This window comes from Rhodococcus sp. KBS0724, assembly GCF_005938745.2.
In the GTDB taxonomy this organism is placed as follows: domain Bacteria; phylum Actinomycetota; class Actinomycetes; order Mycobacteriales; family Mycobacteriaceae; genus Rhodococcus_F.
The window spans coordinates 5,419,752-5,445,519 of record NZ_VCBX02000001.1; the positions used below are offsets into that span (position 1 = coordinate 5,419,752).

At 64.9% G+C, this 25,768-nt stretch carries 6 protein-coding genes; 1 reads left to right on the top strand and 5 read right to left on the bottom strand.

Annotation, left to right across the window (positions count from 1 at the left end; translation table 11 throughout):
• Nucleotides 1-12,129, bottom strand: a complete 12,129-nt coding sequence (locus tag FFI94_RS24850) for a non-ribosomal peptide synthetase (RefSeq protein ID WP_260684309.1) — start codon at nucleotides 12,127-12,129, stop codon at nucleotides 1-3.
• 59 nt (nucleotides 12,130-12,188) lie between these two features.
• Entirely contained in the window at nucleotides 12,189-22,835 is a 10,647-nt protein-coding gene (locus tag FFI94_RS24855; protein WP_138870159.1) for a non-ribosomal peptide synthetase, read from the bottom strand.
• Between the two features lie 144 nt (nucleotides 22,836-22,979).
• On the opposite strand from FFI94_RS24855, the gene FFI94_RS24860 reads away from it, so the two are divergent.
• Nucleotides 22,980-23,855 (top strand): siderophore-interacting protein, encoded by an 876-nt coding sequence (locus FFI94_RS24860; RefSeq protein ID WP_138870160.1) that lies wholly within the window; start codon nucleotides 22,980-22,982, stop codon nucleotides 23,853-23,855.
• A 10-nt stretch (nucleotides 23,856-23,865) separates the two neighbouring features.
• On the opposite strand, the gene panD is transcribed toward FFI94_RS24860, so the two are convergent.
• The 3 genes from panD to FFI94_RS24875 are packed head-to-tail and all read right to left on the bottom strand — an operon-like array spanning nucleotide 23,866 to nucleotide 25,757.
• The gene (panD, locus tag FFI94_RS24865) at nucleotides 23,866-24,273 is read right to left on the bottom strand and encodes an aspartate 1-decarboxylase (protein ID WP_185993316.1); all 408 of its coding nucleotides are present in this window, start codon (nucleotides 24,271-24,273) and stop codon (nucleotides 23,866-23,868) included.
• A 4-nt stretch (nucleotides 24,274-24,277) separates the two neighbouring features.
• The gene (locus FFI94_RS24870) at nucleotides 24,278-24,943 is read right to left on the bottom strand and encodes an isochorismatase family protein (protein WP_138870161.1); all 666 of its coding nucleotides are present in this window, start codon (nucleotides 24,941-24,943) and stop codon (nucleotides 24,278-24,280) included.
• A gap of 58 nt (nucleotides 24,944-25,001) precedes the next feature.
• A complete protein-coding gene (locus FFI94_RS24875; protein ID WP_138870162.1) occupies nucleotides 25,002-25,757 on the bottom strand; it encodes an SDR family oxidoreductase in 756 nt (251 codons plus the stop codon).
• Nucleotides 25,758-25,768: the final 11 nt, after the last annotated feature.

A 25,768-nucleotide genomic window follows, 5' to 3' on the forward strand; every position in this document is an offset into this window, starting at 1 on the left:
TTACGTCGTAACAGGGGTAAGTTCTTGTGCCAATTCGCCCAACGAACCGGCGGCAAAGACCTGAGCAGCCTCCACCTCACAGCCGGCCTCACGCAATCGGCTCATCACAGCCATCACGCCGATGCTGTCACAGCCGAGCGCAAAAATGTCGTCGCCTAATCCCACCTGATCGAGCCCGACATGATCGGCCACCACCCGGCACAGGAGCTTTTCGATCTCCGTCACCGGCTCGCGGTACTCCCCGACGGGCGCAATCTCCGGACGCGGCAATGCCGCTCGATCGATCTTGCCGTTCGGCAGCGTCGGCATCTCGCCGAGAACTACAAACGCAGACGGGATCATGTAGTCCGGTAGTACAGCACTCAGGGACCGCCGCAGACCAGCACTGTCCGGCTCCGTCCCGTCGGCAACAAGGTACGCCACCAGCGCACGGGTGCCGATATCGTCGCGGGCCAGTACCAGTGCAGCGCCGATTCCTTCGGTGTCAAGCAGCGCGGCTTCGATCTCCGCGGGTTCGATGCGATATCCCCGAACCTTCACCTGGTCGTCGGTGCGACCGCGATACTGAATGTGACCAGACGCCGTCCACTTGGCTCGGTCGCCGGTGCGGTACATCCGGGTTCCGTCTGGGGCAAACGGATCTGCCACAAACCTTTCCGCGGTTCGTGCGCTTGCACCGAGGTACCCGCGCACCACACCGTCACCCGACAGGTACAGCTCGCCTTCGACGCCCACCGGAACCGGACGCAACCACTCGTCGAGAATATGAGCACGCGTATTGCCGACGGGCCGACCCGCGACCGGTGACGTACTGTCCGACACCCTCGCGACCAGCGCGTCGACGGTGCTTTCGCTGGGTCCGTACAGGTTGTACGCCTCGACTCCAGCTTTCTCGCGCAACAGATTCCACAGCGGCTGCGAGACGGCCTCACCGCCGAAGCCCAGTGATGCGGGCACGCGTTCCCCGTCGAGCAGACCGTTGTCGATCAGCTGACCCAGGTGCGACGGTGTCACTTCGACGAAGTCCCACTCCTGATCTCGCGCTTGCTCGACCATGCGCCGCGGATCCCGCTGCGTCGATTCGTCCACGACACACAGGGTGTGGCCGTCGAGTAGCCACAGCTGGGGTTGCCACGACGCATCGAAGGCAAACGACCACGCGTGACCCACTCGCAGTCGATCACGCTGCGCCCGCTCCTGCGTCGGCACATACAGATCCGCACGATGGCTGTGGAACAGCGTCACCAGGCCACGATGCGGCGCGACAACGGCTTTCGGTACACCGGTCGATCCGGAGGTGAACACGATGTATGCCGGATGATCCGCTCGCAGCGGCGCACGTCGATCCGCATCGGTCACGGGTGCGGACGGCAGATCGTCGAACTCCAGGCTGTCCATGGCCAGTACCAGCGAGTCGGGAATCCGGTCGACAAAGGCACTCACCGTCAGAGTCACTGCAGGCGAGACCGTTTCGTAGATCGTGTCCAGTCGACTTGCCGGAGCGTCAGGATCACAAGCGACATACGCGCCGCCTGCAGTGAGTACCGCGAGAATCGCCACGACGCTCTCTGCCGACCGCGGCAGCATCAGTGCCACCACCGTCTCGGGACCGACACCATTGCCGATCAGCACCCGTGCCAACCGGTTGACGCGCGCACCGAGTTCTCCGAAGGTCCAGGACACATCGCCGGCCAGCAGTGCAGTCTCACCGGTGTGACGCGCCACGGCAGCGTCGAACAATTCCGGCATTGTCAGCGTCGGCACCACAATCGGATTGACGCTCCAGTCACTCTCGATCAGCTGCTGATCCGTGGCCGGAACAGCCTCGATCTCGGAGAGCCTGCGCTCAGCGGAGCGCGCCGTGAACTCCCTGAGCACGTGGGCCAGTCCGTCGGCCAACCGCTGGACTGTGCTGCGCTCGAACAGTTCCGAGCTGTACTCGATCATGCCCACCACGGTGTCGGTGCCCGCGTACTCGACAAAGTCGAACGACAGGTCGAACTTGGCGGTCGCCACCTCGATCGGTTCCGGAGTCATTGCCGCGCCCAGGCTCTCGGCCGGGTTGGGCTCCGTCAAGTAGACGATCATGGTCTGGAACAACGGGTGCATCGACCGCGACCGCTCACCGCCGCCCAGCACCGAATCGACTACCTGCTCGAACGGCAAGTCCTGATGCTCGAAAGCACCGAGATCGCTTTCGCGGATCCGGTTCAGCACTTCAGCGAGCGTCGGGTTTCCGGACAGGTCGGTACGCAGGACCACCGTGTTGAGGAAGAACCCGACCAGATCTTCGAGTTGCGCATCCCCGCGGCCGGAAACCGGCGTACCCAGCGGAATATCCACGCCCGCACCGGACTTGTGCAGAAGTACTGCCACTGCCGCCTGCGCCAGCATGAACATACTCACGTTGTGTTCACGGGCCAATGCTCGCAGTCCGACAACCACTTCGGGTTCCCAGGCCAGATACACAGCGCCACCGGCATAGCTCGTCCGGGCCGGCCGAGTCCGATCGAAGGGCAGCGGCAACTCTTCCGGCAATCCCTCGAGATTCTTGCGCCAGTAGATCTCCTGCGCTGCGGCCAGACTCTGCGGGTCGTCGCGCTCGCCGAGAATCTCCCGCTGCCACAGTGTGTAGTCGGCGTACTGCACCGGCAGCGGCACCCAGTCAGGTGCCTGGCCGAGCTGGCGCAGCGCGTATGCCGACATCAGGTCGCCGAGCAAAGCGCGGGTAGACCATTCGTCTGTCGCGATGTGGTGGATCAGCAACAGAACGACGGTGTGCGTCTCTCCTGCATTGTCGAGCTCGAACACCGAAACCCGCACGGGAATCTCATGTTCGAGGTCGAAGCTGTAGCGCGATGCTTGCGCAACCAGTTCGGTGACCTCGTCAGCCGACACCGTCTGCCGGTGCACCAGCACGTCGACGTCACGCGGCGGCACAACCACCTGGTACGGCTCGCCGTGCACGGAGTGGAACACCGTGCGGAGTGCTTCGTGCCGGAGAACGACGTCTTGGACTGCTGCTGCCAGGGCGGCAACATCCACCGAGGCCGGAACGCGCCACGAGATCGGCACGTTGTACGCGCCGCCGTCGACACCCAACTGATCGAGGATCCACATCCGCCGCTGGGCAAACGAGACCGGCACCAGATCCGGACGCTCGCGACGTCCCAACGTCGACGAAGCGCCGCTTCCGGCGCCGGCAGCCAGCACAGCCAACTGCGCAACCGTGGGTGACTCGAAGACACTACGCACGGCAAGCTCGACCCCCAGTTCACTGCGCAACGCATTGACCAGACGAATGGCCGTCAACGAGTGACCGCCGAGCGAGAAGAAATCGTCGTCGATTCCCACCGTTTCCAGTCCGAGCGCCGACGCAAACACCTCGCATACCTGGCGTTCGAAGTCCGTGCGCGGTTCCCGCGAGGACGCAGCGCTCTCGAAGCTGGGACGTGGCAGCGCCTTTCGGTCCAGCTTTCCGTTGAAGCTGACCGGGAACTCGTCGACCGTGATCACGATTGCCGGGATCAGGTAATCGGGAACCGTGCCACTCAGAGCGTTGCGCAACGTGGTCGCGTCGACCACCGCGTCGGCGGCCGTGATGACGTATCCGACGAGTACCGCCTCACCCTCGGGGTTTCGATGCACCGCAGCAACCGCGCGGGTCACGTCGCGATGACCCTCGAGGATCGTCTCGACCTCACCGAGTTCGATGCGCAAACCACGAATCTTGACCTGATCGTCCAAGCGGCCGAGGAATTCGATGGTTCCGTTCTCGCTCCAGCGAACGAGGTCACCGGTCCGGTAGAGCCGCGAACCGGCGGCGCCGTAAGGATCGGCCACAAACCGATCCGCAGTCAGCGCGGACCGGCCCAGGTAGCCGTACGCCACCTGCACTCCGCCGATGTACAGCTCGCCTGCGACTCCGGCCGGAGTCGGTTGCAAGCGTGCATCCAGAACGTAAAGTTCCACGTTCGACCCTGGACCACCGATCGAGGAGGATCCTGCCGGGTCGACGCCGAGGTCACGAGCAAGGTCTGCCGCAAGCGTGACTTCGACGGCAGCTTCTGTCGGCCCGTACAGGTTGTCGAGTCGCACACCCGGCAGCGCGGCGGCAAACCGTGCGACGGTTCGATTCTGCAGTGCCTCACCGCTGCACACGACACGGCGCAACGACGTCACGGCGGAAATCTGCTCGGTGAGCGCTTCTTCGAGCATCGCCGGAACGAAGTGCGCGATAGTTACGTCGTTCTCGCGCAGCAACTGCACCAGTGCCACCGGATCTCGGTGGGTATCCGGGCCCGCGATCACGGTGGTTGCACCGTTCACACTGGGCCAGAACAACTCCCACACGGAGACGTCGAAGGTGGTCGGTGTCTTGAGAACCACGCGGTCCGTCGGCAGCACCGGCGACTCCGCCTGCACCCAGGCCAAACGGTTGACCACGGACTGGTGAGACACCAACACGCCCTTGGGGTTTCCGGTGGAACCGGAGGTGTAGATCAGATACACCGGGTGGGCCGGGGTCAGGGCGCTACGACGCTCGGTCACCGCTTCACCACTGAGCACCTGCAACCGGGCCTGCACTGCCGGTGCGTCGACATCGGTACGGGCAACGGCACCTGGCAGGGTTACCGCGCTGGTGGCAAGCACACGCACCGGTCGAGCGTCGCCGAGCATGTACTCGATACGCGACGGCGGCAACCCCGTGTCGATCGGCAGGTACGCGGCACCCGATTTCACGACCGCGTGGATCGCCACGATCAGATCTGCCGAACGCGGCACCGCGACGGCCACCACGTCACCGGGACCCGCGCCGTCCTCGATCAACAGGCGGGCCAGACGGTTCGAGCGGGCCTCGAGGTGTGCGTAGTCGATCTGCTCGCCGAAAGCGGACAGAGCCGTGGCGGTAGGCGACAACGCCGCCTGCCGCGAGAGAAGGTCGCCGATCGTCACGGATTCGACCTCGGCGCGGGGCCCGACACCCACCGCGAGTCGGTGAGCCCGCTCGCCGGCGTCCACCAATTCGACAGCCCCGACGCGCGCGGACGGCGTAGCCGCAACCACGTCGACGAATCGTGAGAGGACGGCGAGGATCATCTCCACCCGCTCCCGATCGAAGAGGTCTTCGGCGTACTCGGCGATGACGGTCACTTCACCGGTGTCCGGCGCGTCGACAAACGTGACATTGAGATCGAACTTCGCACGCACGTTGGTCAGTTGCTCCCAACGAGTGGGCACCCCAAGGAAATCCGGGAGAACTCCGGCGCGTTGGAGATAGCTCACCATCACCTGGAACAGCGGATTACGGCCTTCGACGCGCGGCGGCGCCAACTCCTCGACCACCCGCTGGAACGGGATGTCCTGATGGTCCATCGCGCTGAGGTCGGCGTCACGTGTCCGGTCCACCAGCTCTGCGAACGTCGGATCTCCTGACAGGTCGCTGCGCAGTACAACGGTGTTGACAAAGAACCCGACCAGATTGTCGAGAGCGCTGTCGGAGCGACCGGATACCGGGCTACCGACGGCAATGTCGTTGCCACCGCCCAGACGCGAGAGCACTGCTGCTGTGGCCGCGTGCAGGACCATGAACATCGTGCCGCGGTGATCGTCGGCAATGGCGCGCAGTTTCTGCACAACATCGGAGGCGAGCGTGATCTGCACGTTGCCTGCAGTGCCGGTCGGCTGAGCGGGGCGCAGACGGTTGGTCGGCAGGACGATCTCGTCCGGCAGTCCGGCCAGGTGATCGCGCCAGAATCCGAGCTGGCGGTCCGACAGGTCACCTGCCAGTAGATCATGTTGCCACAGTGCGTAATCCGCGTACTGCACGGGAAGCGGCGCCCACTCCGGAGCCTGTCCCTGTGTCCGGGACAGGTAGGCACGGGTGAGATCACCGAGCAACGGTGCGTCCGACCATTCGTCGGTCGCGATGTGATGCAACACCAACACAATGATGTATTCGGTGGGCGTGATCCGCACCAGCGTGACGCGCAGCGGTACGTCGGTGCGGAGATCGAAGTTGGCCGTCAGCCGCTCGATCACCACACCTTGCGCGGTATTCGCATCAGCGTCGACAATCTCGAGACGGGTCGCATCCGAGACATCCACGATCTGCTGGAATGGATTTCCGTCGACGAGCCCGATGACGGTGCGCAAACTTTCGTGACGATCGACGACGTCGCGCAGAGCTGCGGCCAACGCTGCCTCGTCCAGTGCGCCGTCCAGCCGGCCAACATGCGCGTAGTGGTAACTCAGGCTGTCGTCCTGAAGTTGCGCAAGCATCCAGAGCCGTTCCTGCGCTGCGGACAACGGTACGAACTCGGGCCGCCTGCCGGCGACAATCGACGGTTGTGCGCTTGCCGCGTTCGGCAGCAGTTCGGCAATTAGCGCCGGCGTGCGAGCCTCGAACAAATCCCGAATCGTCAACTGCACGTCGAACTCCGCGCGCACCCGCGATACGACGCGCATCGCGATCATCGAATGCCCGCCGAGTTCGAAGAAGTCGTCCTCGGCACCGACCGAATCGAGTTCCAGCAAGTCTGCGAAGACGTCGCACAGCGCCTGCTCTGTTGCGTTCTTCGGCGGCCGCGACGTGGCCCCGGTGCGAATCTCCGGCATCGGGAGTGCCTTGGCGTCGAGCTTGCCGTTCACCGTCATGGGGATCGCGTCGATGATCTGCAGAGTGCTGGGCACCATGTAGTCGGGCAGCTTTGCCCGCAGGTATGCCAGCACCGTGGCGGCGATGTCCGGGTCCGAATCATCCGTCGCCAGGTAATCCGTAGTCGCCAGATAATCCGCAGTCACCATGTATCCGGCAAGACGTTTCATACCGGGGACCAAGGGGTCTTCCACCGCGATCACAGCTGCCGATGCGGCCAGGGGATGTGATTCGACGGCCGATTCGACCTCGTGCAGTTCGACGCGGTAACCACGAATCTTGACCTGGTCGTCGATGCGACCGAGGTAGTCGAGGTTTCCGTCGCGCCGCAGCCGGACGAAGTCGCCGGTGCGGTACATGCGGTCGCCGCCGAACGGGTCGGCAACAAAGCGATCGGCGGTGAGGTCGGTGCGCCCCAGGTAGCCGCGTGCCAATCCGACACCGGCGATGTACAACTCGCCCGCCACTCCGTCGACGACGGGACGCAACCAGGCGTCGAGGATGTATCCCCGCGTCGCGCGAATCGGGGTTCCGACGGTGGGGGTGACGCTGTCGTCGGTGCCGGCGCCGAGGGTGTTGATCGTGTACTCGGTGGGCCCGTACAGGTTGTAGCCGAGGGTTCCGTCGCTGTCGCGCAGGCGATTCCAGACCGAGTCCGGGACCGCTTCGCCGCCGAGCAGCACCAGCGGCGGGCGATGCCCGATGCGGTCGCCGTCGATCGGTTCGCGGTCGAGCAGGCCCTCGGCCAGCAAAGCCGTTGCGTAAGTGGGTGTCACGTTGACAACATCGATCTGCGCTCGGTCGCAGTAGTCGACCAGAGCATTCGCGTCGCGGCGCAGGTCCTCGTCGCAGATATGCACCTCGTGGCCTTCCACGAGCCACAGCAGTTCTTCCCACGACATGTCGAAGGCGAAGGAAACTGTGTGCGCCACCCGAAGTCGACGCCCACCCTCGGCCGCCACCACCGGCTCGAAGATCTTTTCCTGATGGTTGCGTTGCATGTTCGTCAGGCCGCGGTACGGCGTGAGAACGCCCTTGGGCTTGCCGGTCGAACCGGAGGTGTAGATGACGTAGGCGGGGTGATCGAGGCGCCCGACGCGGCCCGGCGCAAACGCACCGAGGTCCGCCGCGGTCAGTGGGCTGGTGTCCCAATCATTGGGGACGCCAAGGAGGATCGACCGGTCGGCGGGAAGACTCAGCCGCGTCGCTGCAGCCGTATTGGTCACGAACAGAACCGGATCGGCATCCTCGATCACCGTCTCGAGGCGGTCGTCCGGCTGGTCGAGTTCGAGCGGCAGGTACGCCGCACCGGCTCGAAGAACCGCAAACAGAGCGACCACCATGTCCACCGTGCGCGGGAGTCCCAGTGCAACAACCGACTCCGGACCCGCACCGCGAACGATCAGTTGGCGGGCAAGTGCTTCCACCCGGCCGGCCAGTTCCTGATAGGTGACCCGCTCGTCACCGAATACCAGTGCGATCTCGTCCGGGATGGACCGCGCCCGATCGATGAGCATCTCCGCGATCGTGATGTCGTCGACAGCAGGCAACGGCGCGTCCCAGGACAATGCCGCGCGCCCCAATTCTGTCGGGGTGAGGGCGGGAACGGCTGCGACCAACCGATCACCGTCGCGTGCAACCGTTTCCAGCAAGGTGTTGAACCGCTCATGCAGGGCGTGAGCTCGCGCGGCATCCACGATGTCGTGGCGGTAGTCGATCTTGACGTGCAGTTGCTCACCGGGCGAGACCACCACGGCCAGCGGGTAATGCGTGTGGTCGAGGCTGTCCTCGGCCACGATGTCGTGCCGGGCCGACTGCGCCGCCATCTCGGTGGCGTTCTTGAAGTTCTGCAACACGAACAAGGTGTCGAACAATTCGGCATGCCCGGTGGCGCGCTGAATTTCTCCGAGTCCGAGGTACTCGCATTCCATTCGCTCGACGTACTCGTCCTGCATCCGCCGTAGCAGTTGCGACACAGTTTCCCCTGGCACCAGCGTCACTCGCACGGGTACCGTGTTGAGGAACATGCCGAGCACGCTCTCGAGTCCGACAATCTCGGTCGGCCGACCGGCAACTGTCGAACCGAACACCACGTCGGTGCGGCCGGATTCAGCCGACAGAAGTAGTCCCATGACCGCATTCATCAACGCGTTCAGCGTGACTCCGCTGCGCCTGGCCTGCTCACGCAGCGCCGACGTCAGTTCCGCGTCCACGTAGGACTCGATGCGGGTCGGCACCACCGGGGTACCGCCCTTGGCGCCGGCGGCGATCAGTGTCGGGTTCTCGAATCCCTCGAAGTTCTGGCGCCATGCCTGCGCTGCCACGTCCGGATCACGGGCGTCGAGCCACGTCAGGTAGTCGGTGAACTGGGCATCCGGTGTGGGTACGGCATCACCGGCGTAGCGGGCCAGCAGTTGATCGACGAACAGTGCGCCAGACCAGCCGTCCCACAGGATGAACTCGCGGTTGATCACCAGACGGTCGATGCCGTCGCCGAGGTGGATGAGCAGCATGCGCCACAGCGGTGGTGCGGTGAGGTCGAACGGTCGTGCGCGGTCGGCGGCGGCCAACTCCTCGGCACCCGTCTTCTGCTCCGCGGGTGCCAGCATGGACAGATCGGCTTCGACGAAGGGAACTTCGAGTCCGGTTCCGATGAACTGGACCGGGTCTCCCAGACCGTCGTTGGTGAATCCGGCTCGTACCGTGGGGTTCTCGTCCAGCAGCGTGGCAGCGGCGGCGCGCATCCTGGCCACGTCGATGCGATGGCCGAAGTCCAGTGAGAACTGTGCCGTGTAGATGTCCTGACCGGAATCGAACACCGATTGGAAGAACAGTCCGCGCTGCAACGGCGAGAGCGGCCAGATGTCCTCGATCACCACGTCGCTGACGGATTCGACGAGATCGATCTCGCTCTGTGTAAGAGAAATGTGACGCAGATCGGACGGCGTGAGCCCGGACGTCGCACCGCCCTCTGCCAGCGCCACCAACTCTCGCAGCGCATCTCGCCACAAGCCGGCCAGCGTCTCCAATTCCGCGTCGTCGACACCGAAGTCGGAGGCAAACTCCACCCGGGCGCCACCGGATTTCTCGGCGTGCACAGCGATATCCAGGGCGTACCGACCGATGCGGTCGCCCCCATCTCGCACCAATACCTGAGGCGTCGGCAAAGCTGCCAAGGCCGGGCCTGCCTGAACATTGGCGTAGCGCAGCAGCGGCCAACCGGAACCGCCTGCGGCCCGTGCCCGTTCCTTGGACGACCGCAAAGCGCCGTGCGCATCGTCGGTCAGCACCAACCGAACCGGAGACGTGTACCCCAGCGGCCCGACGGTACGGCTCAGGTCGACATCGTCGCCGGTTCCCCACGGCTGACGGCCATCGCGCCACACGTCAACGGTGAGTTCGTCGGTGCCGTCGATGCGCCGGCTCCAACGGGACACTGCGAGCGCGGTGGCCGCTGCCCACACATCGGCAGGCTCACCCTTGACCAGGTTCAGCACTCGCGTTGTTGCAGTGGCATATTCAGCCGCCGTCAGCATCTCCGTGCGGACGGCCTGCGCGCCGGCGGTATCGGCGGCGGCAACGAGAGATGCGCCCGGCGCCAGAACTGACGTCCAGGTGACCAACTCCGCCAGACGCGCCGGCGATGTTGCTTCCTCGGCAAACCGTCGAGCATGCGCCTTCAGCGCCGTGGGCACGGGCGGCAGCACAACCTTGCGCCCTCTCGACACTGCCCGGAGCGCGGTGGCAAAATCCTCCGCGACAATCTTCCAGGACACGTCGTCGATCAGACCTGCTGCGGCAGTGAGGATCAGCTCTCCGTCGGCCGAGCAGGAAACACACAGCCCTCGACCTGTTGCGGGGTCAGGAACACCGTCGTCACCGATCAGCGAATCTGCCTTCACGGCATCGGGTTCGGCTACGGCAAGCATCCACAACACCGGCACCGGCGCAGTAAGAGTCGCTCGCAACCCGTGGTGGTGGGTGACAAGTGCGTCGAGCGCCTCGGCCAACTGTTCCCGGGTCAGATTCTCGGGAGCGGTGATTCGATGCTCACGCAGCGTGCTGGCAACCGGCAGGCCGTTGTCACGGCGCGCCGCAAGACTCGGCAGCAACGTCAGTGGTCCCGCACCGTCTTCGTCGTGGGGACGATCCGCGGTCGCGACGTCCAGTCCGTCGACGTCGTACGACCACACCGACTCGTCGACCGATTCGAGGAACGAGTCGATGAAATCCCCGACACTGTCGGCAATCTCGATGCAGCGCTGCGCATTGTCAGGATGACTGCGAAGCCCGATCTCGATCGGCTGCCCCGACTTGTGCAGCAGCACGATGAATTCGAGTTCACCGACGGGCCCGGACGCAAGCATCTCCACAGTCGACTCGCGGCCGATGGTGAAACGTGAGGTCGAGTTGGGCATGATGTTGATGCCGATACCCGGTGGCCGCCAATCCGGGTTCCGGGCAGCCAACTCGCGGCCGATCGCCTCGCCTCGATAGCGGCCGTGCTTGAGCAGTTTCCACATCTTCTGCTCGGCACTGGTTGCGATATCGGCCAGGCGAGCCTGGTCTCCGACGTCGATCCGCATCGGCAGGACGCTGGCGACCATGCCTGGTACTGCCCGCAATTCACGTGTTCCGCGAGCAGTGGTCGGCAGGCTCACCACAACGTCGGTGGTGCCCGTAGCTCGGGCGACATAACCCCCGAGCAACGCGATCACCAACCAGGACAACCGCAATCCATGTGCCTTGCCGTACTCCTCGAGTCGCTGACGGCGTTCGAGGTCGACGGTAAGGGTCACACTCGTGACGCCGGGCGCCGGCGGATGGTCCGCGGTGATCAACCGCGGCGACGTCGGCAGGTCACCCAATTCGGCGAGCCAGTATTCACGATCCTCGTCGATCGCGGTGCCGGACGTGTACTCGACATCGGTCTCGACGAACCTCGCCAGTCCCCACTCGGCGCGCAGCTCCGGCGCGGAGCCCTCCACGTAGGCGCGCGTGATCTTGTTCAAGACCAGGGCGATGCCGTAGCCGTCGTTGATGATGTGGTGATACTGCTGATACAGCCGCATCGTGTCACCGTCGATCAGGTGAACCGCAAAGGTGAAGAGCAGATCACTCGCCAGATCCACCGGCGATTCCATCTGCTCGCGCATCCACCGCAGTGACGCCTCGCGCGGGTCGGCCTCGCCGCGGAAATCGATGACCGGCAAGTCCCAGTCGCGGCCATCGCGCGTTATCTGCACCAGCGCGCCCTGTGCATCCACGTCGAAGTTCACATGCAGTGTCTCGGCTTGATCCAGCACCGATCGGCAGGCCTCGACCACCCGATCGATGTCGACCTCACCCAGCGTCTCGGTATAGATACCGGTGTTGTAGAGGTGCCCCACAGAGTCCAACTGGTGCCCGAAATAGATGCTGCGTTGGGCCGCTGTCACCGGAAATGCCGACTGCACTGTATTTTTCTCCAAGACTTCAAGATCCACTATTGGCTCACCAGCGTGGACAACTGCTGGTTAGCCTATCCAAACTACGGAACAGCGCTCAATTCGACCTGCCCGAAATCTGCAGTAATCGCTCGGGCATCGTCTTCACCGAAAAAACTCGCGTCGAAATCGAGCCGGATTTCAGCGAGTCGCCCGTCGTCGGTGACGTAAACCGTCACGTCGAGAACACGCGGGTCGACGCGGCACTGCGCCCCTGGACTTTCCACACCGTGGATCACCCGCAGACTGACTTCGGGCCGACCCCACAGCGCAAAAACAGGGGCGGTTTGCGCGTTGAGGTACCGCAACATGTTGTAGCCGGCGCCTATACCCCCTGGTACGACACTCAGAGCCGCCGCCGCGGACTCCAATGCCTCTTCCGACGTCACCGCGACAGGCAGTGCCGGCAACCGGACCGGTACCCCGACAGCAAAGGGGCCCACCGTCGCCGTGCAGTCCGGTTCATCCGCTCCGGCAATGCGAGCGTCACGCTCGAGTTCCACCGTCAACTCGGCCGGTGTGCCTCGCCACCTCGCCACCCCGTAGGCCAGAGCAGCCAGCGTTGCGGCTTCGACATCGCCGTCCAAACGCGCGTCCACCGTCATCCGATATGTCCCTCTCGGGCCGCCGGCGAGAATCGCGGGCGCACCCGGCCGCAGCTCGGCTCCCGGCGCCAGAACCTGCGACCAGTGCGTCAACTCCCCCATCAACGCCGGATCCTGGGCCGACTCGTTGAATCGTTCCGCAAACCCGTGGGCTGTCGCGGCGGGACGTCGAACCGACCGTGCGCCGCGCCCGCGCCAGATCGTTTCGAGGTCTGCTCGCACCACCGCGGCGGACGCCGGATCTGCCACACACGCGTGCAGGGCGACAACCAGGATTCCGCTACGGGATTCGCCGGCATCGAGCCAGCGTGCCGTCACCGGCCTGGCATCTTCGATGTCGAGTTCGGCGATCAGCGCCTCAGCCTCCGTCTCGGCGCGCTGCGGAAGATCCGTGTCCCCGAGGTCGCTGCAATCGACCTGCGCCGCCACGAGCGCCGCATCGGCGACCGGCTCGAGGGACCACAGAACCGACGCAACCCGGGTCAGTCGCAACCGCAGTGCATCGTGAGCCTGAAGCAGTGCCGACATCGCCTGCTCGACATCGCCCGCGGTGGTGCCTGCGGGCGTCGAGACGGACAGCGCGGTACCGAAACCTGCAAGCGAAATTCCGGATTCGCGGGCGCGGTGCACCAACGGTGTCAACGCCAACGAACCCGTCACATCGCTCGGGTCCACTGGTCCGGTGTGGCCGGACTCAGCGTCATCAGTGACGCCGAAATCCACCACCCTCGCCAGTGCCGCGGGAGTCCGCCATTGGAAGATCTCCTTGGGACCGAACGTAATTCCGCGCCGAGCGGCAGCGTTCACCACCTGAATCGAGATGATGCTGTCGCCGCCGAGCATGAAGAAATCGTCATCGGCACCGACTGCGTCGACGTGCAACGCCTCGGCAAAGAGCTCACACATCGCGATCTCTTCGGGGCCCTCCGGCGCTCGCCGCTCGGACGCGTCGGGAGCAACCGGCTCCGGCAGCGCTCGACGGTCGAGTTTGCCGTTCGGTGTCAGCGGCAGAGCCTCCAGCACCACCATTGCCGTCGGAACCATGTAGTCCGGCAACAACGTCGACGCAAAGGCCGCAAGTTCGGCTGCGACGACGGTCCCATCCGGAACCGGAACCACATACGCATGGATCTGACCGCGTCGCGCTACAACAGCGCACTGGGCAAGCGTCGGATGCGACGTGAGTACGTTCTCGATTTCGCCGAGTTCTACCCGAAGTCCACGCAGCTTGACTTGGCCGTCCGTGCGACCGAGATATTCGAGTGCCAAGCCTGCGTCACCGTATTCACGCCAGCGCACGAGATCGCCGGTGCGGTAGAGCCTTTCGCCATCGGATCCGAACGGGTCTGCTACGAATCGCTCCGCGGTCAGCGGCGCCCGGTCGTGGTAGCCGCGCGCCAACTGCACACCGCCGAGGTACAACTCCCCGGCAACTCCCGGGGCGACGCGCCGCAACCGAGCGTCGAGAACAAGCACGCGGGTATTCCACAGCGGGCGACCGATTGTCACCCAGTTAGTGTCCGCAGCAGAGGCGATCTGCGACGCCGTCACGTCCACTGCCGCCTCGGTGGGACCGTAGAGGTTGTGCAGTTCGGCATCGACCGACGCGTGGAACCGATCCCGATGATCAGGTGTGAGCGCTTCACCGCTGCACAACACGCGAGTCAGCGCCGGACGGGGATTCGGTTCGACGGCAACGTGATCGAGGAACGCAGCAAGCATCGACGGCACGAAGTGCGCTGTGGTGACGGATCGTCGCCGGAAGACCTCACGCAGATACTGCGGGTCCCGATGACCGTCCGGCGCAGCCACCACCATCGTCGCTCCGGTGATCAAGGGCCAGAAGAATTCCCATACGGATACGTCGAAGCCGGCCGGTGTCTTCTGCAGCACTCGATCTTCGCTGCCGAGGCGGTATTCGTCCTGCATCCACAACAACCGGTTCACCACGGAGCGATGACTGACCAGAACGCCCTTCGGCCGCCCGGTCGAACCGGAGGTGTACAGCAGGTATGCGGCACTGTCGGGATGTGCAACCACATCCACGGCCCCGGCCACATCCGATTGTGTTGTTGCGGTACCACCCTCGTCGATCTCGAGTATCGGAGCGAGGCCGTCCAACGGTTCGATACCCGGGCCCACCACCAGCAACGACGGTCGCGCGTCCGCGAGCATGTACTCGAGTCGGTCCACTGGGTAGCTGTCGTCGAGGGGAAGGTACGCGCCGCCCACGCGGTGGATCGCCAGCAGTGTCACCACCAGTGCGGCACTGCGTCGTACCGCCACCGCGACAACGCCACCGACCGGCACCACACCACGAAGTGTCGCGGCGAGGTTCTCCACTCGCCGATCCAGTTCGGTGTAGGTCAGCGACTCCCCACTCTCGTCGACGATCATCGCGACGGCGCCCGGTGTGAGTTCGACCTGGCGAGCGAACATACCCGGCAAGGTCAGCGAACCGTCTATCGGCACTGCACGACCCGATTCGGCAATGACCAGTGCCGCCCGGTCCGCCGGAGTCGTCGGATCAAGCTGGGACAACCGCAGTTCCGGGTTGGCCGCGCACTGCCGCAGCACCTGAACCAAACGTCCGGCAAACGCGTCCACCGTGCTCTGATCGAAGAGATCAGTGGCATATTCGATGCGACCACGGATCCCGCCGTCGGCGGATTCAGCGAGGTCGAACGTCAAGTCGAACTTGGCCGTTCCGGTTTCGAGGAACACCGGGCTCGCGTCAAGCCCGGACATCTCGATCCGGTCTACGGCGTCGCGGTACTGCACCAGTATCTGGAACAGTGGCTGGCGGGACAGGGAACGGGCCGGGGCCATCGCCTCGACCAACTGCTCGAACGGAACATCCTGATGCGCATAGGCATCGAGGTCCGTAGCGCGAACCCGCTCCAGGAACTGCGCGAACGTCGGATCGCCCGACAGGTCGGTGCGTAGCACCAAGGTATTGACAAAAAAGCCCACCACGCGTTCGAGCGCCGCATCCGAACGCCCGGCAACAGGTGAACCGACGACGATGTCGTCACCGGCTCCGAGTTCGGCCAGCAGGACGGCAACTGCGGCGTGGGTGAGCATGAACATCGTTGCCCCACCGGCCGCGGCGATTGCCGCCAACGAAGCCCGCACTTCCGGTTCGAGTTCGAACGCGACCGCGGATCCCCGGTACGTCGACACCGCGGGACGCTGCCGATCACGTGGGAGCGCAAGCTCTTCCGGCTGCCCGGCAAGCACGCCGGTCCAATATCCGAGCTGACCGGCCAGTACCGATTCGGGATCGCTTGCCGCGCCCAGGACTTCGGGCTGCCACGCGCTGAAATCCCGGTACTGCACCGGCAGTAGTTCGGGAATGGTCCCCGTGCCGGACGCGAGGTGTGAATACGCGCGGGTCAGATCGGACACCAACGGACGCGCTGACCATTCGTCGGCCGCGATGTGATGCACCAGCACCATCAGATGCGCGTCGACGGCAGCGGTGCGAAGCAGAACAGCGCGCACCGGCAATTCGCGGGCGATGTCGAAGGTGTAGCCGGCTTCCCGCGCGAGTGCCGACTCGAGTTCAGCCGGGGTCACGTCGAGAACGGTGAGGTCAAGTTCGACGTCTCCGATCGGAAGCACTCGCTGGTACCCGATGTGCCCGGCCTCGCCGTCACCGGACTCGGCGGTAAAGACCGTGCGCAGAGTTTCGTGTTGGCTCAGAACATGCGTCAGCGCACCACGCAACGCATCCAGATCCACCGCGCCCCGCAGATGCATGGTGTACGGGATGTTGTAGGTGGAGCTGGGACCCTCGAGCTGGAACAGGAACCACAGGCGTCCCTGCGCGGCCGACATCGGCACGGTTGCCCCGTGTTCCCGGCGAACCAATTCAGGCCGTCTGACCTTCCCGACCTGTGCCGCCTGAGCCAGCTCGGCGGGGGTCCGTAGGTCGAACACCTCACGAATCGTCACGTCGTGACCTGTGCGAGCGCGGATCGCCGACGCCAATCGGGTGGCGAGCAACGAGTTGCCACCGAGAGCAAAGAAATCCTCGTCGGGGCCGACAGTGGCCATGCCGAGGAGTTCGGCGAGCACCTCGCAGTAGATCCGCTCCAGTTCGGTTGCCGGCTCGCGCCGTCCCTCGCTGCGTACCGGCGCTGGGAGCGCGTCGCGGTCGACCTTGCCGTTGGGCAACACCGGAAACTCGTCGAGAACAACAAACACTGCGGGGATCATGTAGTCGGGCAGCAGGTCTCGAAGATGTGCCCGCAACTGGGAATCGTCCGGCGCGGCGCAGCCCGGTACCCGCACTGCGTAGCCGACCAGCTGATCGGACCCCGCTGCGCTCTCGCGCACAACAACAAGTGCCCGTTCGACGGACGGGTGGGAAGCCAATGCCGCCTCCACCTCACCGGGTTCGATCCGGAATCCATGCAGACTCATCTGAGAGTCGGCGCGGGAGACGAAGTCGAGTTCTCCGGACCGAGTGCGACGCACCAGATCTCCGGTGCGGAACAACCGCCCACCACTGCCCAACGGATCCGCGACGAACCGGGCGGCGGTCAACTCCGGCCGGCCCAGGTAACCGCGGGCGATCTGGATGCCTTCTACATACAGTTCACCCGTCACCCCGTCCGGCACCGGGCACAGATACGCGTCGAGGATCCGCACGCCCACTCCGGGAACGGGAGCGCCGATAAGCACGCGGCCTGGTGAAGATGTTGCTGTCCAGAAGGTCACGTCACCCGCAACTTCGGAAGACCCGTACGAGTTGATCACTCGTGTGCCGGCGTCGTCGAACATATCGATCACCGCACGGGTGAGCGGTTCACCGCTGAGGAACCAACTCGAGACGCTGTGTGCCGATTCTTCTCGGAACTGCGCCAGCGCCGCAGCCAGACTCGGCACTGCGGTGAGTTGCCGCACGTCGTGCCGGTCGATCAGATCTGCGAGCGCCCCGGCATCGCGAGACTCCGCGTCATCCGCGAAAACCAACCGGGCACCGGCCAGGAGACCGGCCAGCAGTTCGGTGGAACCGTCGATGAAACTCATCGAACTCTTTGCCAACCGCACATCTGCCCACCCGTCGGCGCGCACCAGATCGCGCTGCCACACCAGGCGATTGGCCAGTGCGCCTGCAGTTCCCATCACGCCCTTGGGCTGGCCGGTGGAACCCGAGGTGTAGACGACGTACGCTGCGGCAGCAGATGACACGACGCGGCCCACCCGGTTGCGCTCTAGCGCGGCAGCGGCGCCCTCGAGTTCCGCGACAGTCGCATCCTGTGAATCCGGCCGAATCCACTGCGCGGTGTTCTCGTCGACAATCACCAGCGCCGGAGCGGCGTCGGCCAGCATGTACTCGATTCGCGCACGCGGATACGACGGATCGATCGGCAGGTACGCCGCGCCCGCAGCAATCACCGCTCGTAGCGCAACCACACACTCGACGCTCCGCCCGACGGCGATGCCCACCACCACGTCGGTGCCGATACCACGCTGGATCAGCAACCGCGCCAACCTGTTCGAGCGATCGGCGAGCTCTCGGTACGTGTATTCGTCGGGTCCGCAGATCAGGGCGACTCGATCGGCGAACTCCTGCTCGGCGTCGTCCAGCAGCTCTGGCAACAGGCGGGTGGTGTGAGCCGCCACCGGCAGTGCATTTTTTTCGGCCGGCAACAGTACGTCCACGCTCTGCAGACCGGTGTCCGCATCGGTGGCAAAATATTCGAGGACCCTGCGCAACCGAGTGGCGATCGACTCTGCCGTCGCCCGATCGAAAAGGTCCTCCGCGTACTCGATCCGCACGTCGAGTCCGTCGGTGAGTTCCACGAACTCGAAGGTCAGATCGAATTTGGCGGTACCCGTGGCAATGTACGACGGGCTCACTGCGAGTCCGGTGAAGCTGGGTACCGAGTGCGGTGTGCGATGCTGAACCATTGTCTGGAACAAGGGATGCCGGGCGAGTGATCGCGACACACCCACCGCGTCGACTACCTGCTCGAACGCAACGTCCTGGTGCGCAAACCCGTCCAGGGCACCTGCTCGCACGCGCGAGAGCACCTCGGTCAGGGTGGGGCGCCCGGTCAGGTCTACCCGCTGCGCCACCGTGTTGACAAAGAATCCGACGGTGTCTTCGAGGCTGCCGTCCACCCGGCCTGCAATCGGGGCACCCAGCGTGATGTCCTCACCGGCACCGAGTTTCGACAGCAGAACTGCGACAGCTGCCTGCGCCAGCATGAACATCGTGGAGCCCGATTTCTCAGCTGCGGATCGCAGTCCGTCCACCGTGGGTTCGCCTGTGTGTGTCCAGACCTCACCGCCGCGCCACGTCGGTACGGCTGGACGAGGACGGTCGTACGGCAGCTGCAATTCTTCGGGAGCACCGGAGAAGAGATCTCGCCAGTACGCGAGCTGCCGGTCGGCGGAAGCACGCAATGCGGGATCCTCGGCGCACTCCTGCTGCCAGATCGCGAAGTCCGAGTACTGAATTCGAGGCTGCTGGGCCGACAACTGCTCCCCGTTGTACACCGCTGCCAGATCGGTGAGCATCGGTCCGGCCGACCACTCGTCACCCGCGATGTGGTGAATTACCAGCAGCAGGACCGCGGTGTCGGTGCCGGACCGCACCAGGTGGCCGCGCACCGGAATGTCGTGTTCGAGGTCGAACGGCACGCGAGCTGCGGTCAGCAGCGCAGACTGCACCTCCCCCTCGGAAACCTCGCTGACCGTGAACTCCGGCGCCGCATCGAGCACCCGACCGAACCCCACACCGTCGATATCGATGACGACGGTACGCAACACCTCATGCCGGGCGACGATTGCCGCAACTGCCTTTTCGAGCGCTGACGCATCCAGCGCACCGTTCAGGTGCAGTGCAAACGGAATGGTGTAGGTAGCCGAGGGACCCTGCGTCTGGTGAACGAACCACAACGACTGCTGCGCCGACGACAGCGGAACAATGTCCGTCCGCTCGTGCGCGACAATCGCGGGACGAGCCGGCGCCGCGGATTCCACCCGTACGGCCAGAGCTGCCACCGTCGGCGTGTCGAAGACGTCACGCAGCGACAGTTCCACTCCGAGTGCGGACTTGAGCCGTGCTACGAGTCTGGTAGCGGAAAGCGAGGTACCACCGAGTGTGAAGAAATCCGCGTCGACGCCCACCATCGTGAGGCCGAGCAGGTCGGCAAACATGCCGGACAGTGCGATCTCCGCAACCGTCTCGGCCGAGCGCCCCGTGTCCGCATCTCCGAAGTCCGGCGCCGGCAACGCCTTCCGATCGATCTTGAGGTTGGGGGTGAGCGGGAACTCGTCCATCACGACAATCGCTGACGGCACCATGTACGCCGGTAGACGCTCTGCGATGAAACGGCGCAGTTCAACGGGATCGACGTGCGCTCCCGACGCGGCCGTGACGTACCCGACCAGATGGACCGCGCCACCTACGTCGTTTCGGGCGACCGCCACAGCAGCACCAACCGCGTCGAACTCCCCTGCCACGGTCTCGATCTCGCCGAGTTCGATGCGGTGCCCACGCACCTTCACCTGATCGTCGCCGCGGCCCAGGTATTCGAGCTGACCGGATTCGGTCCACCGCACCAGGTCGCCGGTTCGGTACATGCGGCCGCGTCCGAACGGGTCAGCCACGAACCGGGTTGCCGTCAGGTCGGGCCGACCACGATAGCCGCGTGCGAGTTGTTTTCCCGCAACGTACAATTCGCCGATCATGCCCACATTGACCGGTTGCAGGTAGCGATCCAGAACCACCACAGCAGTGCCTGCATACGGTCGGCCGATCGAACCTGCCCATTCGACGTTCGGCAACACCGGCGTGCTGGTGCACCACACCGTAGCCTCGGTGGGTCCGTACATGTTCTGCACGGAACGGGCCTGCTCGCTCAGCTGCTGCGCCGTGCGGGTGGGCAAGGCTTCACCGCCCACCAGGACGGCGACTCCGGCCAGATCGGTGCCGGCATGTTCGAGCACCGTGCCCCACTGCGAGGGCGTTGCCTGCACAGCCGTGACGGACTCCGAATTCACCAATGCCGCAATGGCTGCCGGATCCTTGGCCTCGTCCTCGTCCGCGAGGATCACCGCGCCGCCCACGGTGAGCGGGACAAACAATTCCAGGACCGCGATATCGAAGGACAGCGTGGTCAGGGCGAGCAACCGGGTGTGTGCGTCGAAACTCGTGAGATCCGTGGCCGAGCGGACAAACCGTGCCAGGGCGCGGCGGTCCAGCATGACGCCCTTGGGGTTTCCCGTGGAACCGGACGTGTAGATGACGTAGGCGGTGTTGGCCGGCGCCACACGTGCCCCGCTCACCACACCGGATGCTGCTGCCGACCACACGATCTCGCCGCCGGCCAGTGTTGCGACTACAGTTCCCGCCGGGACCCCGACCGCGTCGGTGAAGCCGGCGGTGGTCAGCAGAATCGCCGGCCGAGCGTCGTCGAGCATGTACTCGAGTCGCGAAGCGGGGAACTGCGGGTCGAGCGGAATGTACGCGCCGCCGCACCGCAGTACCGCGAGGAGCGCAATCACGGCCGACGCAGATCGTGGTAGAGCCAGTGCAACCAACGACTCCGGCCCGGCGCCCTGGGAGGCAAGGTCGGCTGCCAGAGCGTCGACGCGCGTGGACAATTCGGCATAGGTCAACCGATCAGCACCTGCAACCAGAGCAAGACTGTCACCGCGCTCACCGACCCGAGCGTCGAAAAGGTCCATGACATCAGGGCAGGGGGCGTCGAAATCGTCTGCCCGCCCGCCCCATTCGTCGAGCATCTGCAGAGCTGCGGGTTCCAGCAGTGGCACCTGAGCGATCGCTGCGCCGGCGCCCTCGGCGGTGACGGATTCGAGCAGCCTGCACAGAGCCGCAGCGTGACGCGTGAGCTCCGCATCCGTGTACCTGTCGGCGTCGGCGTCGATCTGGATTTCGAGCTCGCCGCTCTCGTCGAGGCGACGCACGATGAAAGCAATGTCGTGCACGGGGCCACGGGCCAGAGAGTGAACGCTCGAAACAGCCCCGTCGAAACGCAGGGTGTCGCCGAAGGGCTTGATGTTGACCGTCGGGCCGACAGGTCCGGCACTGCTCGCGGGCAGGCGCAGGTCACGATGGATGTCTTCGGAGCGATACGCGGAATGCGGGGCTGTGCGCTTGACCGCTGTGCGGACGCCCGCAGCCAGGTCGACGAGGCCGGCATTCGGGTCGACCACTACGCGCAGTGGGAGGACGTTGACCGCAGTGGTCAGAACCTTTGCTGCAACGGTCCCCAGTCGATTCATCGACGGGAATCCAACCGTCACGTCGTACGTGCCACTCGAGCGTGCCAGGTACGCCGTTACCGCGGCCGTGGCGACCTCGGCCCAGCCGCCCTCGACAACGCGTCCGGCTGCCGAGATGCGCTCCACCGATGCCGCAGAGATCAGCGTGGTGTGGGCTCGGAGCGTCCGTGCGACCGACGACGCGGGTGGGCTTGCGATCCGGGAGAGACTCACCGATTCCTGGGCGCCCAGGAGTTCGGCCGACCAGAAGTCCCGATCGAGCGTCTCGGAGTCGGAACCCGCGCGAGCGGCGTCCTGGTCGAGCACCGACTCGAGGGGATCGAAGCGAGGGGCAGGCGGTTCCTTGCCCTGAGCCAAGGCATTGTGCACGGCGGCGATCCTGCGGCCGAGCAAGCTGTACCCGTAGACGTCGATCAACGTGTGGTGGATACGGAAGAACAACGCGTGGTGCGAGCGTCCGAGCGCAAAAACAGTGACCGCACATCCCGGCCCGGCGCTCGGATCGAGTGGTACGCGAAGTTGGTCGCGCATCTCTGCGAGTGCGACCTCGAAGCTCTCCCGTGCAACGACGGCGGTTCCGGGGTATTCCCAGGCGCCCAGTTCCTGGTACACCTCGCCGGAGTCCGTGCCGAACCTCGCCATGAGCGACGGGGTTTCAGCGACCACACGATCCACAGCGCGCACGAGAACGGACGGGTCGAGTGAGCCGACGATCTCGATGCATTGACCGGTGACAAACGTGGGGTTCTGCGGGTCGAGTTGTTGCGCGAACCACATCCCTGCCTGCGCAGCCGTCAACGCCAGACGCTTACTCGACACCACTGGATCTCCTCGCAGTCCTGCATGCCCTGATCGCTCTCTCGACCACACCAGGGGTTAGGGTTACCTACCCTACTGGAGTGCAAGCGAGCGTCATCTGACACCCTGGGTATAGATAGGTCCATTCGCGAGAGGAATTCGCTCATGCCGGTTACCACCCCGTCCCGACGGCTCGACCTGCCGATCGTCCTGCGAGAGCTGACGGTCGTTCGAACTGTCGAGGTCACACCGCGCATGCGCCGGATCACGGTCGGGGGCGAGCAACTGCGCGCCTTCCAGTCCGGTGAACTCTCGGTCGACGAGTTCCGCACCGAGGGCGCCGACGACTACGTGAAGATCTTCCTCCCCGAAACGAGCGGAGCAGCACCGGTGCTGCCCGAACAGCATGACGGCCACCTGCACTGGCCGAAGCGTCCGGCGCCGGTGGCCCGCTCCTACACGGTGCGCCGCTTCGACGCCGAGGCCGGCGAACTCGATCTCGACTTCGTGCTGCACGGCCACGGCATCGCCGGCAACTGGGCGCGCAACGCACTGCCCGGTGACACTTTGCACCTGGCCGGACCGAAGGTGTCGACCATTCCGCCCGTCGGCGCCGACTGGTGGTTGCTTGCCGGTGACGAGACGGCGCTACCCGCGATCGCCCGGTACGTCGAAGAACACGACGGTTCGGTGCCGCTGTACGTTGCGGTGCTCGTCGACGGCCCCGAAGAAGAACAGCGCGAACTTCCCGGCGTCACCTGGGTGCACCGTCGCGACGGCGTCTCGGACGCTCGACTGCTGGCAGATGCCGCCCGCACACTCGGTCCGAGCACGGGCGCCGGCTGGATGTGGATCGCCGGTGAGGCATCCATCGTGCGCGAATTACGAGCTACGGCCAAACAACTCGGCGTGACGAAGGATCTCCTCGACGCATCCGGCTACTGGCGTGTGCAGGTCGGCGACGGCCCCCTGGCTCGGGTTCGCACGCTGCGCGACAAGGCCGTCGAGTCGCTCGAGCATCGCCGCCGCGAGCACGCCTGACCTGTCGCGGTCAGCGTGAGGCGAGCTGGTCTTGGGCTCCGGGCACCGGCTGAGCCGGGTCCGAGCCCAGTTCCACGATGACGTTATCGGTGTCGACGTGGACGACCCGCGGCACCAGCGACTTCGCCTCGCGGTCCTCGACATGGCGGTAGGACATGATGATCACCAAGTGCCCAGGCGAGATCAGATGTGCTGCAGCACCGTTGATGCCGATCACCCCGGAACCTCGTTCGCCGGTGATGGCGTAGGTCTCGAGCCGTGCACCGTTGTCGATATCGACGATGTGCACCTGCTCTCCTTCGAGCAGATCGGCCGCTTCCATGAGGTCTTGGTCGATGGTCACGGATCCGACGTAGTGCAGGTCTGCCTGCGTGACAGTGGCACGGTGGATCTTCCCCGACAACATAATGCGGTTCACTGCCTTACACCCCGCTGAGTTCTGCGACGGCCTCGTCCACGCTGATCGCACCCAGTACGTCGGCAGCGGTGAGCACCCGCCCGCACCGCTTGGCTACGTATTCCAGTCCCATCAGATGCTCGTCGCGTGAGAAGTCGGCAGTCGCGTCCGAGACCATGAACGGCTCGATGTCGCTCATGAACGCTTCGGCTGCGCTGAGCATGCAGCCCATATGTGCGTACACGCCGGTCACGATCAACTGGTCACGACCGACGCGGCCGAGGAGCTGACGCAAGTCCGTGCGCTGGAATGCCGAATATCGCCACTTGGTCACCTCGATGTCGGACTCTCCGGGGGTGAGCGCGTCGATCACCTCGGTATCGCGTCCGGTTGTCATACCTTCGCCCCAGAAATCGGCCAGGATGCCTCGCCTGGACGGATGCTGATCACCCGGCTGCATCGTGTAGACGACCGGGATCCCAGCCCGAACACAGGCGTCACGAACCGCCACCATGTTTGCCGTCGCAGTGGAGATGGGCTCCTCACCGGTGTTGTAGGCGTCGATGAAGTAGCGCTGCATGTCGTGGATCAACAACGCGCAGCGCGACGGGTCGAGCTGCCAGTCGACGCGGTCCGCGGATACCTCGTCGCGGCGGGGCAGAACATAGCCGGCAATGGGTGGGATGGCCATTGGCCTCTCCTATTCGATTCGATCGGTTGTAGGTTTCGATCGGTTGTAGGTACGGACTTCACATGTCGAGCGTGGCGCCGCCGTCGACGCGGAGGTCGTGCATCGTGATGTGTCTGGCCGCGTCGGAGCTGAGGAACAACGCCGTCGCAGCGATGTCATCAGGTTGCGCGAGTCGGCCGAGTGGAATCCCGAGTCGATACGCGTCGGCGTCGCCGGCGATCACCCCGGCGGATTGGTCTGTGCCGTCCCACATTCCGCGCAGCATGGGTGTGTCCGTCGAGCCAGGAGAAATGATGTTGCACCGGATTCCGTGCGGAGCAATCTCGAGGCCGAGGCTTCGCAGGTAAGCGGTTGCCGCGGCCTTCGACGCACCGTAGGCAGCCATGTTCGTGCGCGGTGTCGATGCCGCGTTGGACCCCACCGCCGTGATCACACCACAACCGGCGGCAATAAAGCGGCGAGCCGCTTCACGGGCGACGTTCATCGTCCCCGTCGCGTTGACTGCCAGGCACGCGTCCCAGTCGTTGTTGTCCTCGGTCAGCGCGGAACCCGCCCGCAGTACGCCTGCCGTGTGCACGAGCACCGACACCGTTCCGATCGCGTCGGTGGTCGCGGCAAATGCCTGCTCGACGCACTGGCGATCCGTCACGTCGACCGCGAGCGCGAATCCGTCACCCGGTACCGTCGGAGCTGCCAGATCCCACCGAGCGACCGTAGCTCCGGCCTGTTCGAACAGTGCCGCCGTTGCCGCGCCGATACCGCCGTCGGCACCGGTAATCACGACAGATCGCCCAGTCACACCCTTCACATCCATGAGCCTAGGCT